This is a genomic window from Pseudomonas sp. SWRI92 (genome assembly GCF_014268685.1).
GTDB lineage: Bacteria > Pseudomonadota > Gammaproteobacteria > Pseudomonadales > Pseudomonadaceae > Aquipseudomonas > Aquipseudomonas marvdashtae.
On the sequence record NZ_JABWQY010000006.1, the window covers coordinates 184,371 to 196,968 of the forward strand.

General features: G+C 61.0%; 13 protein-coding genes. 6 read left to right on the top strand and 7 right to left on the bottom strand.

Translation table 11 applies throughout. The features are described 5' to 3' along the window. Positions 1–59: 59 nt before the first annotated feature. From flgH to HU762_RS12655, 4 genes are all read right to left on the bottom strand, one after another. Positions 60–755 carry a flagellar basal body L-ring protein FlgH gene (gene flgH, locus HU762_RS12640; RefSeq protein ID WP_186637222.1) on the bottom strand — a complete coding sequence of 232 codons (696 nt, stop codon included), beginning with the start codon at positions 753–755 and terminating at the stop codon, positions 60–62. Between the two features lie 63 nt (positions 756–818). Next, entirely contained in the window at positions 819–1,604 is a 786-nt protein-coding gene (flgG, locus tag HU762_RS12645) for a flagellar basal-body rod protein FlgG (protein ID WP_057448533.1), read from the bottom strand. A 49-nt stretch (positions 1,605–1,653) separates the two neighbouring features. Beyond that, positions 1,654–2,391, bottom strand: coding sequence for a flagellar basal body rod protein FlgF (locus HU762_RS12650; protein WP_186637225.1), 738 nt, complete (start codon positions 2,389–2,391; stop codon positions 1,654–1,656). A gap of 232 nt (positions 2,392–2,623) precedes the next feature. Next, positions 2,624–4,189, bottom strand: a complete 1,566-nt coding sequence (locus tag HU762_RS12655; RefSeq protein WP_186637228.1) for a sigma-54-dependent transcriptional regulator — start codon at positions 4,187–4,189, stop codon at positions 2,624–2,626. Positions 4,190–4,500: 311 nt separating this feature from the next. On the opposite strand from HU762_RS12655, the gene phhA reads away from it, so the two are divergent. The 3 genes from phhA to HU762_RS12670 all read left to right on the top strand — a co-directional run bounded on the left by phhA (position 4,501) and on the right by HU762_RS12670 (position 6,933). Then, positions 4,501–5,286 carry a phenylalanine 4-monooxygenase gene (gene phhA, locus HU762_RS12660; RefSeq protein WP_186637230.1) on the top strand — a complete coding sequence of 262 codons (786 nt, stop codon included), beginning with the start codon at positions 4,501–4,503 and terminating at the stop codon, positions 5,284–5,286. A 97-nt stretch (positions 5,287–5,383) separates the two neighbouring features. Then, positions 5,384–5,740, top strand: coding sequence for a 4a-hydroxytetrahydrobiopterin dehydratase (locus tag HU762_RS12665; RefSeq protein WP_186637232.1), 357 nt, complete (start codon positions 5,384–5,386; stop codon positions 5,738–5,740). Next, positions 5,740–6,933: an amino acid aminotransferase gene (locus HU762_RS12670; protein ID WP_186637235.1), complete on the top strand. Its 1,194-nt coding sequence runs from the start codon at positions 5,740–5,742 to the stop codon at positions 6,931–6,933. Before HU762_RS12665 ends, HU762_RS12670 begins: the two co-directional genes overlap by 1 nt. A 92-nt stretch (positions 6,934–7,025) precedes the next feature. On the opposite strand, the gene HU762_RS12675 is transcribed toward HU762_RS12670, so the two are convergent. Next, the gene (locus HU762_RS12675; RefSeq protein ID WP_186637238.1) at positions 7,026–7,595 is read right to left on the bottom strand and encodes an NAD(P)H nitroreductase; all 570 of its coding nucleotides are present in this window, start codon (positions 7,593–7,595) and stop codon (positions 7,026–7,028) included. A gap of 155 nt (positions 7,596–7,750) precedes the next feature. On the opposite strand from HU762_RS12675, the gene HU762_RS12680 reads away from it, so the two are divergent. After that, on the top strand, positions 7,751–9,205 hold the full coding sequence (locus HU762_RS12680) for a TrkH family potassium uptake protein (protein WP_186637240.1): 1,455 nt from the start codon (positions 7,751–7,753) through the stop codon (positions 9,203–9,205). Here the strand turns inward: HU762_RS12680 and HU762_RS12685 are convergent. Next, positions 9,162–10,214 carry an AraC family transcriptional regulator gene (locus HU762_RS12685; protein ID WP_186637242.1) on the bottom strand — a complete coding sequence of 351 codons (1,053 nt, stop codon included), beginning with the start codon at positions 10,212–10,214 and terminating at the stop codon, positions 9,162–9,164. The two genes, HU762_RS12680 and HU762_RS12685, sit on opposite strands and share 44 nt — an antisense overlap. A gap of 318 nt (positions 10,215–10,532) precedes the next feature. Between HU762_RS12685 and HU762_RS12690 the strand changes: the two genes are divergently transcribed. Continuing rightward, positions 10,533–10,844, top strand: coding sequence for a DUF962 domain-containing protein (locus HU762_RS12690; protein WP_186637245.1), 312 nt, complete (start codon positions 10,533–10,535; stop codon positions 10,842–10,844). 39 nt (positions 10,845–10,883) lie between these two features. Here the strand turns inward: HU762_RS12690 and HU762_RS12695 are convergent, their stop codons facing one another. Beyond that, positions 10,884–11,702, bottom strand: a complete 819-nt coding sequence (locus HU762_RS12695) for a UDP-2,3-diacylglucosamine diphosphatase (protein ID WP_186637248.1) — start codon at positions 11,700–11,702, stop codon at positions 10,884–10,886. A gap of 134 nt (positions 11,703–11,836) precedes the next feature. Here HU762_RS12695 and HU762_RS12700 point away from each other — a divergent pair, with 134 nt between their 5' ends. Further along, entirely contained in the window at positions 11,837–12,586 is a 750-nt protein-coding gene (locus HU762_RS12700; RefSeq protein ID WP_186637252.1) for an AraC family transcriptional regulator, read from the top strand. Positions 12,587–12,598 lie beyond the last annotated feature (12 nt).

Sequence of the window (12,598 nt, forward strand, 5' to 3'; positions counted from 1 at the left end):
GCCAGGGCGCCGATCAACAGCTGTTTGAGGTTCAACCGCTTAAGATTCAACTGGGCCACCTAGAAAGGGAACTTCGGGCTGAGGAAGAAACGGTCGAACCAACCTGGCTGACTCGCATCGGCAAAGGCACCAGTGCCCGAATAGGTGATGCGCGCATCGGCCACGCGAGTGGACGAAACGGTGTTATCGGTGGCGATGTCATCGGCGCGGACCATGCCGGCGATGCGCACCAGTTCATCACCGGTGTTGAGGGTCAGCCATTTCTCGCCCCGTACGACGATGATGCCGTTGGGCAGGACATCGGAAACGGTCACGGTGATCGAGCCGGTCAGGCTGTTGCTCTGTCCCGACTTGCTGTCGCCCTTGGTGGCACGGTCGGCGCCATAACCGGCGCTGAGGCTCAGGTCGTTGCTGCCGATCGGGTTGTTGGTGGTCAGGCTCGAGCCGAACAACGACGTCAAGCCGACGCTGGTCTCGCTGGTCTTGTCGACCTGCGAGTTAGCGTTCTTGCTGGCCTGGGTCCGCTCGTTCAGGGTGATGGTGATAAGGTCACCGACCCGGAAAGCCTTGCGGTCGCTGTACAGGTTCTGCTCGAAACCGGCCTGGTAGATTGAACCGTTATTGGCCGCCGCCGGCAACGGTGTGCGCGGCAACACCGGAGCGTAGTACGGGTCATTGGGCCGTGGCGTTGGCGCGACACAGCCCGCGAGTGCGGTGATCCCACTCAGTGCCAGAACAGATACGAAGCGATTCATGACCCTACCTCTTGGTGTTGCAGGCGGCCTCAGGCCGCCCTGTCTACGGATTTTGCGACGTAATTACAGATTCTGCGTAACGAACGAGAGCATCTGGTCGGCGGTGGAAATCACCTTGGAGTTCATCTCGTAGGCGCGCTGGGTGGTGATCATGTTGACCATCTCCTCAACGGTGCTCACGTTCGAGGTTTCCAGGGTGTTCTGCAGCGTGGTGCCGAAACCGTTCAGGCCCGGGGTGCCGACTTGCGGCGCGCCGCTGGCGGCGGTTTCCATGAACAGGTTGTTACCCACCGCTTGCAGGCCGGCCGGGTTGATGAAGTCAGCGGTCTGCAAGTTGCCGATCACTTGGGAGGCCGGGTTGCCCGCAATGGTGATGGACACGGTGCCGTCGCGGCCCACGGTGAAGGTCTGGGCATCGTTCGGAATGATGATGGCCGGCTCCAGGGCGAAACCGCTGGCGTTGACGATCTGGCCATTGGAATCGAGGTGGAACGTACCGTCACGGGTGTAGGACGTGGTGCCGTCCGGCTGCAGGATCTGGAAGAAACCGCGACCGTCGATGGCCATGTCCAGCGGCTGCTCGGTGGTTTGCAGGCTGCCGGCGTTGAAGTTTTTCTGGGTGCCGACGATGCGCACACCGGTACCCACTTGCAGGCCCGACGGCAATTCGCTGTCCTGGGTCGACTGGGCACCCGGCTGGCGTTTTACCTGGTAGAGCAAGTCCTGGAACTCGGCGCGATCACGCTTGAAACCCGTGGTCGAAACGTTCGCCAGGTTGTTGGAAATAGTGGAAAGGTTGGTGTCCTGGGCGGACAGGCCTGTTTTGGCAACCCAAAGAGCCGGAAGCATTCGATTCTCCTCGTACGCCTGTTTTTCGGCGCAACGCTGTAATTAATAGTTAGATCTGCAAGACCCGAGCCATGGCTTCATCGCCTTCTTTGGCGGTGGTCATCATCTTGACGTGGAGCTCGAACTGCTTGGCCAAGGCCAGCACCGAAGTCATCTCGTCCACGGCATTGACGTTGCTCGCCTCCTGGAACCCCGACACCAATTGCACGTTGGCATCGATGGGCGCCGCCTGGCCGTCCTTGGTACGGATCGAACCGTCCAGGCCCTTGGTCATGGTCTTGAGGTCCGGGTTGACCAGCTTGATGCGATCCACTTCAGCCATCACGCGCGGGCCTTCGCCCATGGCGCGGATGCTGATGGTGCCGTCCTGGCCGATCTCGATTTTCTGCTCCGGCGGCACGGCGATCGGACCACCGTTGCCCATCACCGGCATGCCGTTGCCGGCCCGCAGCACACCCAGCGCATCGACATTGAGGCTGCCGGTGCGCACGTAGCTTTCGCCGCCGTCGGGATTCTGCACGGCCATCCAGCCCGGGCCGCTGACCGCCACGTCGAGGTCGCGACCGGTTTCAATCAGCGCACCCGGGGTGAAGTCAGTGGCGGGACGCTCGGACATCGCAAACGCCCGCGCCGGAAAGCTGTCGCCAAACACCGGCATCGAACGTGCCTGCTCCAGGTCTTTCTGAAAACCATTGGTGGAGATGTTCGCCAGGTTGTTGGCATGGGCCCGTTGCGCCAGCGCGTTTTGGCTGGCGCCGGTCATTGCCACATAAAGGTACTTGTCCACTGTCGTTCCTCTGCATGCCGGACGTTTGCCGTCCACTGCTGTGTTGCACAGCCTCAAGCAATTTGCAGACCAACTTTTTTCTGGCGCTGATAGGCCCGGTAAACAAAGGGCTTGGGACTACCGGAAGGGATATTGCAGATGTATCGAAGACGAAAAACCGGCGGTGTCGTGCCGCTGCAAGGCAAAGGTTTACCTATCCGGCAGCGGCACCACATTTCTGTGGCAAGCTGATCTAGTACGCTCCGGGCTCCTTGCCAACTTCATATTCGCGCAACTTATTGGCAATGGTCGTATGCGAAACACCCAGACGCTTGCCCAGTTGCCGACTGCTGGGGTGCTCGGAATACAAGCGCTCCAGCACGGCTTTCTCGAACCTTCCGACGATATCGTCCAACCCACCATCAAGGGAAAAATCGCCAAGGGGTTGGCGCACACCGTAGTCCGGCAGGCGGATATGCTCGGCCTTCACCGTGCCGCCGTCACACAGGGAAACGGCCTGGAACAATACGTTTTCCAACTGCCGGACGTTGCCCGGCCAATGGTAGTGACTGAGACGGTCCATTGCCGCTGGGGCGAGCTTGGGCAGCGGGCAGCCGATCTGGCGACTGGCCTGGTCGAGGAAATGGTCCACCAGCGGCGCCAGGCCGTCGAGGCATTCGCGCAGGGGGGGAATGTGCAGGGAGAGCACATTCAAGCGGTGGTACAAATCCTGGCGAAATTCTCCCCGAGCGCAGAGCTCCGACAAATCGACCTGTGTCGCGCAGATCACCCTGACATCCAGATAAACCTCTTCGTCACTGCCTACGCGACGGAAGCATCCGTCCTGCAGGAAGCGCAGCAGTTTCACTTGCAGGCGCGGGCTCATCTCCCCTACTCCGTCGAGGAACAGCGTTCCTCCGGCGGTCAGTTCCAGCAGGCCGAGCTTGCCTTCGGCCCGGGCGCCTTCGAAAGCTCCGGGGCCGTAGCCGAACAGCTCGGTCTCGGCCATGGACTCCGGTAAACCGGCACAGTTGAGCGCCATCAGCGGCGACTGCCCACGCGGGCTCGCCAGATGACAGGCGCGGGCCAACAGCTCCTTGCCGGTGCCGGTTTCGCCTTCTATCAACAGCGGCGCGTCCAGCGGCGCCATGCGCCGGGCCTCGCGGACCACCGCCGCCATGACCTTCGAACTTTGGAAAATACTGTCGAAGCCGCGCAACTCCTGCTTGCGCACGTTATAGATCCGTTCGCCAACCCGGTCGGCGCGGTGCAGGGTCAGCACCGCGCCGGCCATGGCCTCGCTGTCGTCGTGTTCCGACTGTAGCGGGGCGATATCCGCCAGGAACACGTCGCCCTTGACCTTGACCCGCAAGCCATTGATGCGCGACTGGTTGGCGCGCACCAGCTCCGGCAAGTCAAAGTCTTCGGCATATCGGGACAGGGGAATGCCTGGCACTTCGTCGACTCGCACCCCGAGCAACTGCGCTGCGGCCCGGTTGGCCGCGACGATGGAGCCGCCCATGTCGATGGACAACACCGGAAACTCCAGGGCGCCGAGCAGCGCGTTGAGCTCCATGTGCCGACGCTCGCTGGGCATCAATCCTACGCGCTTGACACCAAATACCCCGGCGATGCCTTCGAATTTCGGACGCAACGCCTGGAACTGGATGTTGATCAGGTTCGGGCAGTGCAAATAAATCGCATTGCCATGCTCGCCACCGACCTCGCCACGGGCGACGTTGATGCCGTACTCCACCAGCAGGTTGAGAATATCCCGCAGGATGCCGATGCGATTCTGACAATGGACTTTGATACGCATGAAAAAGGCCCAGGTGTTTGAGATAAAAAAGAGCACCCTCGCACAAAGGTTTCTGCGAGGCGGCGCAAATAATCGTCAAGATTATGTGACACGTGTAGGACGTTTTACAGCTGAAAATCCCAACAGCGCCGTGACACGCCTAAATACGTAACGAAAACTTTACACATTTTAACCAAAAGGCTTGTAGGAACCTGAATCAACCTACTGCACCGCATGCTGCTTCGGGTTATCTCTAATGCATCGCTGGACATAAAAATAAACAGCCTTTCTCCCGGCTCGAAACGCCGGAGGAAAAACAGCAGGAGAGCAGCATGAAGCAGACGCAATACGTGGCCCGTGAGCCCGATGCGCAAGGTTTTATCCACTACACTGCTGAAGAACACGCTGTGTGGAACACGCTGATCACCCGCCAACTGAAAGTCATCGAAGGCCGTGCGTGCCAGGAATACCTGGACGGCATCGACAAGCTGGGCCTGCCCCACGACCGTATCCCGCAACTGAACGAAGTCAACAAAGTGCTGGGCGAAACCACGGGCTGGCAAGTCGCCCGGGTGCCGGCGCTGATCCCCTTCCAGACGTTTTTCGAATTGCTCGCCAACAAACAGTTTCCGGTCGCGACGTTTATCCGTACCCGCGAAGAACTGGATTACCTGCAAGAGCCGGACATTTTCCACGAGATCTTCGGCCATTGCCCGCTACTGACCAACCCCTGGTTCGCGGAATTTACCCACACCTACGGCAAACTTGGCCTTCAAGCGTCCAAGGAAGAACGCGTCTACCTGGCGCGCCTGTATTGGATGACCATCGAGTTCGGCCTGGTCCAGACTCCGCAAGGCCGGCGCATCTATGGCGGTGGCATCCTCTCGTCGCCGAAGGAAACTGTGTACTGCCTGTCCAACGAGCCCGAGCATCAAGCCTTCGATCCGCTGGAGGCCATGCGCACGCCGTATCGCATCGACATCCTGCAGCCCGTGTATTTCGTCCTGCCCGAGCTCAAGCGCCTGTTCGACCTCGCTCATGAAGACATCATGGGCATGGTCAAGCGCGGTCGGGAGCTGGGCCTGCACGCGCCAAAATTTCCACCGAAAGCGGCGTGAACCGCTACTTTTGATTGCAATTGAGTCTGTTGCGCCACATGCCTTTGCTTTAGCGTGGCGGCATCGACGTTTTCCATATTCGATTCGGGAACACACCATGAACACTCTGAACCAAGCCCATTGCGAAGCCTGCCGCGCCGACGCCCCGCAAGTCAGCGACGAAGAATTGCCAGTGTTGATCAAGCAGATCCCGGACTGGAATATCGAAGTGCGCGACGGCGTGATGCAGCTGGAAAAAACGTTCCTGTTCAAGAATTTCAAGCATGCCCTGGCCTTCACCAATGCCGTCGGCGAGATCTCCGAGGCCGAGGGCCATCACCCAGGCCTGCTCACCGAATGGGGCAAAGTCACCGTGACCTGGTGGAGCCACTCCATCAAGGGCTTGCACCGCAACGACTTCATCATGGCCGCCCGCACCGATGACGTAGCCAAGACCGCCGAGGGGCGCAAGTAATGCATTTCGATGCCATCGGTCGCGTGCCCGGCGACCCGATCCTCGGCCTGATGGAGGCCTACGGGGCGGACAGCAATCCCGGCAAGTTCGACCTCGGCGTCGGTGTGTACAAGGATGCCCAAGGCCTGACGCCGATTCTTCAGTCGGTGAAACAGGCTGAGCAGCACCTGGTAGACCGCCAATCCACCAAGACCTACATCGGTGGCCATGGCGACGCCGCGTTCGGCCAACTGATCAATGCACTGGTGCTGGGTGCCGACTCGCCGCTGCTCGCTGGGAAACGCGTCGGCGCCACCCAGACCCCGGGCGGCACCGGCGCCCTGCGCCTGAGCGCCGACTTCATCGCCCAATGCCTACCGGGCCGTGGCGTGTGGCTTAGCAACCCGACCTGGCCGATTCACGAAACCATCTTCGCCGCCGCGGGCGTCAAGGCCAGTCACTATCCCTACGTGGGCGCCGACAATCGCCTGGATTTCGAAGCAATGTTGGCGACCCTGAACCAGGCGCCCAAAGGGGATGTGGTGCTGCTGCATGCCTGCTGCCACAACCCCACCGGCTTCGACCTGACCCACGAGCAATGGCGCCAGGTGCTGGATGTGGTTCGCAGCCGCGGCCTGCTGCCGTTGATCGACTTCGCTTACCAGGGCTTTGGCGACGGGCTGGAACAGGACGCATGGGCCGTGCGGTTGTTTGCCGAAGCGTTGCCGGAAGTGCTGATCACCAGTTCATGCTCGAAGAACTTCGGGCTCTATCGCGACCGCACCGGCGCGCTGATTGTCTGTGCCCGCGATGCCGACAAATTGGTCGACATTCGCAGCCAACTGGCCAACATCGCCCGCAATCTGTGGTCAACGCCACCGGATCACGGCGCGGCGGTAGTGGCGACGATCCTGGGCAACCCGGACCTCAAGGGCCTGTGGGCCGACGAAGTGGAAGCCATGCGCCTGCGCATCGCTCAGTTGCGCGGTGGCCTGCTGGAGGCGCTCGAGCCCCACGGCTTGCGTGAGCGCTTCGCTCATATGGGCGTGCAACGAGGGATGTTTTCCTACACCGGCCTGTCGCCGGAGCAGGTCAAGCAATTGCGCGAGCGCCACAGCGTCTACATGGTCGGCACAGGCCGAGCCAACGTGGCCGGCATCGATGCGACGCGCCTGGATGCGCTGGCCGAGGCGATTGCGGATGTTTGCCGCTAAGTAACTTTTTAGTGGCTAGACATCCTTTGTGGCGAGGGGATTTATCCCCTCGCCACAACAAGTCCTCTTCACCACAGAAGCAGCGCCAGGATTTATACCTGTGGCCCCGTCCACTCGCGCACAAACTGCCCAAGATCTTCCTGCGGCGCGGCGCGCGCTTCTTTCTGCGGCGTGCCCAGGTAGAGGAAACCGATCACCTCTTCCCCCTCTTCAAGGCCCAATCCCCGGGCCACATGCGGCGAATACGCCAACTCACCAGTACGCCACACGCCGCCTACCCCTTGGGCATAAGCGGCCAGCAGGATGCCGTGGGCCGCGCAGCCGGCCGCCAGCAATTGTTCGGATTTCGGAATCTTGAAATGGTCCTGCAAACGCGCAATTACCACCACGACCAGCGGCGCGCGCAGCGGACCGTTGAGGGCCTTTTCCACAACGGCTTCGGGCACCAGCGGGTCATTGAAGCGAGCCGCTTCGGCCAGCAGTTCACCCATGCGATTGCGCGCTTGTCCTTCTACCGTCAGGAAACGCCATGGGCGCAACTGGCCGTGATCAGGCGCACGCATCGCGGCCGCGAACATCACCTCGCGCTGTTCGGGCGTGGGTGCCGGGTCCACCAGACGCGGGACAGAAACACGGTTGAGCAAAGCATCTAAAGCCTGCATCGGCGACCTCCTGGAAAAAATGTTCGGCTATTCTAGTGGCTTGTGCCGCCAGTTCGTTAGTTCAAATTCAGATACAAGCGACCCCGGACGCCGGTTTACATGCCGCCTGTCGCAGGTAGAATGGCGCCCCTTCCCTTTCAGCCCGAGCGGACTCCATGGCGTTGCCGACCCTGCGGATCATTGGTTTTATCATCGGCATCTTCCTGATCACCCTGGCGATCTTCATGGTCGTGCCGATGGCCACGTTGCTGTTCTACGAGCGCACCAGCGACCTGCCGTCGTTCCTCTGGTCAAGCATGATTACCTTTGTTGCCGGGCTGGCCCTGGTTCTTCCGGGACGTCCCGAACACATTCACCTGCGCCCTCGTGACATGTATTTGCTGACCGTTAGCAGTTGGCTGGTGGTGTGCGTGTTTGCGGCGCTGCCCTTTTTGCTGACCCAGCACATCAGTTACACGGATTCGTTCTTTGAGAGCATGTCGGGCATCACGGCCACTGGCGCCACGGTCTTGAGCGGCCTGGACACGATGTCGCCGGGAATCCTGATGTGGCGCTCGCTGTTGCACTGGCTCGGTGGCATCGGTTTTATCGGCATGGCGGTGGCGATCCTGCCGCTGTTGCGAATCGGTGGCATGCGGCTGTTCCAGACCGAGTCTTCCGACCGTTCGGAAAAGGTCATGCCTCGCTCGCACATGGTAGCGCGGCTGATCGTGGCGTCCTACGTGGGCATCACCATCCTCGGCACCCTGGCCCTGTGGTGGGCCGGGATGAGCCTGTTCGATGCAATCAACCACTCGATGTCGGCCATTTCCACCGGTGGTTTTTCCACTTCGGACCTGTCCCTGGCCAAATGGACCCAACCTGCCGTGCACTGGGTCATCATTGTCATCATGATCCTGGGCAGCCTGCCTTTCGCCTTGTATGTCTCGACGCTGCGCGGCAATCGCCGGGCGCTGATCAAGGACCAGCAGGTCCAGGGGCTGCTCGGCGTGTTGCTGGTCACCTGGCTGGTGCTCGGCACCTGGTATTGGATCACTACCGACCTGCATTGGCTGGAAGCACTGCGGCACGTGGCGCTGAACGTGACGTCCATCGTCACCACCACCGGTTTCGCCCTTGGGGATTACAGCCTGTGGGGCAATTTCTCATTGATGCTGTTCTTTTACCTGGGGTTCGTCGGCGGTTGCTCGGGCTCGACGGCCGGTGGGATCAAGATCTTCCGTTTCCAGGTTGCCTACATCCTGCTCCGGGCCAACCTTAACCAACTGATCCACCCGCGCGCGGTGATCAAGCAGAAGTACAACGGTCATCGCCTCGATGAAGAAATTGTGCGTTCGATCCTGACGTTTTCGTTCTTCTTCGCCATCACCATCTGCGTGATCGCCCTGCTGCTGTCGCTGTTGGGCGTGGAATGGATGACGGCGCTGACCGGCGCAGCCAGCACCGTATCCGGCGTCGGCCCGGGCCTTGGCGAAACCATCGGCCCGGCCGGCAACTTCGCGCCGCTGCCGGACGCGGCCAAATGGATTCTTTCGGGCGGCATGCTGCTGGGCCGACTGGAGATCATCACGGTGTTCGTGCTGTGTATTCCGGCGTTCTGGCGTCACTGAGCGAAGTCGCGCTGCGCGTCCGGTATTCGCCGGGCGTGGTCCCGAACCAGCGACGAAAGGCCCGGAAAAAATTGCTCGGGTCAGCGAAGCCCAGTAGATAGGCGACTTCCAGCAAGGTCATGCCCGGTTGCGCCAGGTATTGCTCGGCCAGCTCGCGACGGGTGTCGTCCAGCAGACTCTGGAAACTGGTGCCCTCTTCCTGCAGGCGCCGCTGCAAGGTGCGCTGCGACAGGTGCAACGTCTGCGCCACGACGTCACGCTTGGGCTCGCCCTGGGGCAGCAGCCGGCAAAGCACTTGCCGCGCCTGGTGTGTCACGCGGCTTTCGGAGAAACGCGCCAAGTACTCCCCGGCAAACCGATCGTGAAGCAGCGCCATCGCCTCGTTCGCCGTGGGCAGCGGCGCCTCCACGTCGCCCTGCTGGAAAATCAGCGCGTCATAGGGCGCATCGAACACCAGCGGCGCACCGAAAACCTGTTGATAAGGCGCAACGTCAACGGGCTCTGCGCCTTGGAAAAGCGCCTTCACCGGGTGCAAGGTGCGTCCGGTCAACCAAGTGCACAAGGCCAGCGCACAAGCCATGGACGCTTCGGCACTTTGGCGGGTGGGCGGAAGGTGGTCGCCGTGCACCGTCAGGATCAGCCCGTAGCCTTCCTCCAGGCGACGGAGACTCAGCTCGGCACTTTCGGCGATGATTCGCTGATAACGCACCAGGCGCTGGAAGCCTTCGACCAACGTTCGACTGGACATCAAGGCGTAACCGACCACATGGAACGATGCCGGGCGCACCACCTTGCCCATGTTCAGACCTATGGCGGGGTTACCCGACAGCGTCACCGCCAACTGCCAGAGCCGCGTCATCGAGTCCTGGGGAAAACGCGCGTCCGGATCCTCCAGCGCCGCATAATCCAACCCCAACTGCTTGAACAGCGCCCGACAGTCCAGGCCATCCATTTCCAACGCTTTGACAATCCCCATCGCCCAGCTCGAAGAGGTCGTTCGTTCGCTCATGACGTTTACTTGCATGACGAGCCGCGGGGTACGGCCGGATTTGCGAAGGATATCAGTGTCCTGTCTTACGAATACGTTCCTTTTGGACGAGTGGCTGTTGTCGTCAGGCAAGGCGCCGCGACGAGTCATAGCCAGCTATGGCGAGGAGCGGCAACGCAGCATGATGGCAACAGACGCCGTCCAGAAGGAAAGTATTTGTAAGACAGGACACTAGACTGGCGCTGATTGTCACTGGCTGTTGCAGGCGGTCGCTCTAGACTGAATGTAAGCGGTTCGAAACATCGGCCGCCAAAAACAATAACCAAAGAGCCCGCAGTCTTGGAAAACGCCAAACGATTCACTACGTTCGCCGAGTTCTACCCGTATTACCTGGGCGAACACAGCAACAGCACCTGCCGGCGCTTGCATTTCGTCGGCACCTCCCTGGTCATCCTGATTCTCGCCATGGCCCTTGTCGTCGGCGCCTGGTGGCTGTGGGCCGCCGTGCCGGTGGCGGGCTACGGCTTCGCCTGGGTCGGGCACTTCTTCTTCGAAAAAAACCGCCCCGCCACCTTCCAGCATCCGCTCTATAGCCTGCTTGGCGATTTCGTCATGTACCGCGACATGTTGCTGGGCAAGGTTGCGTTCTAGCCAAAGGATTGCCAATGAACAGCCATGCACGGCAAGCGCCTAGGCAGGCTCGGTCACTTTCAACTCTGCCTTGACCAGCGCCTCGCGCGCCTGGGCGTCCGCCAGTCGATACAGCTCGATCGTCCCGTCCCAATGCTCGATCAATGCCGTGCACGACTCGACCCAGTCGCCGCAGTTGAGGTATTCCACTTCGCCCACCTTGCGCATCTCCGCGTGGTGGATGTGCCCGCACACCACACCGTGCAACTCGCGCTTCACGCATTCATGGGCGATGGCTTCTTCAAAATCGCTGATGAAACTGACGGCGGTCTTGACCTTGTGCTTGAGGTACGCCGACAGCGACCAGTAGCCGTAGCCATAACGGGCCCGCCAATGGTTGAGCCAGCGGTTCAGCGTGAGGGTGAACTCGTAGGCCGAATCCCCGAGGAACGCCAGCCAGCGGTGGTAACGGGTGATGACGTCAAACTGATCGCCATGGATCACCAACAAGTGCCGGCCATCGGCGGTCACGTGCACCGCTTCGTCCACCAACTGGATATTGCCCAGGATCAGCTTTGAATAACGTCGCAGGAACTCGTCGTGATTGCCGGTGACGTAGATCACTTCGGTGCCGCGCTTGCTCATGGTCAACAAGCGGCGAATGACGTTGGTATGGGCTTGAGGCCAATACATGCCACCGCGCAGCTTCCAGCCGTCGATGATGTCTCCCACCAAGTAGATCTTGTCGGTGTGGTAGCCCTTGAGAAACTGCGACAGGTGCTCGGCCTGGCAGTCCCGGGTGCCCAGATGGACATCGGAAATCCACAGGGTGCGAACACGCTGCTTGCGGCTGGGTCTGGCGAGCTCGGCGCTGGTCATGGGCAACCCTCTGATCGTTTTCACCACAGTGCACGCCAGCGGTTAATGCGTCATGACAGCAATAAGTCGGTTACATGACAGCGCGGGACGCCGCGCCCCCGGTGTAGACTGGCCGTCAGCCACGGGAGACCGCGATGAGACCGATCCTCACGCTACGCCATTACAGCCACGACCTGATTGTCCACAGCCACGACCATGCGCAGCTGGTGTTCGGGTTGTCGGGCGCGCTGGACTTCGAAGTCGAAGGTTGCGGCAGCCAAGTGGTGCAGCAGAGTTTCGTGGTGGTGCCGGCGGGTGCCCATCACGCCTGCGGCAGTCCCCAGGGCAGTCGCTGCCTGGTGCTGGACGTGCCTGACGATGACTGGGTCGGGCAATGCCTGGGCAATCACGCCGATGCCAGTCGTAGATTGCTCGACAACACCGCCCGCCTGCCCTTGGATGCGGGGCAAAGCCAGTTGGTCAACTGGCTCGCGGGCAGCCCGGTGGACGATCCGCTGATCGCTCAGCAAGGCGCGGTGTTGTTGCTGGCCAGCCTCAATGGCGCCCGTCACGAAACGACCGGCGGCCGGCGCCTGCCTTATGCCGCGTTGGATGCTCACATCGACCAATATGCCGCCTATCCGCTGCAGGTCGCGGACTTGGCCCGGGTCGCCGGGCTTTCGAGCGCTCGCCTGCATGTCCGTTTCGTCGCCGAATGTGGGCAGACGCCGATGGAGTACATTCGCAGCCGTCGTTTGCACAAGGCCGTGGCGCTGTTGCGTGAGACAGGCCTGCCCATCGGGGAGATCGCCCACCGGGTCGGCTACAGCTCCCAGAGTGCCTTCGCCGCGGCGGTACTGCGCGAGTTCGGCGCCACGCCGGGCAAACTCCGACGCCAACACTAGATACGCGTTAAA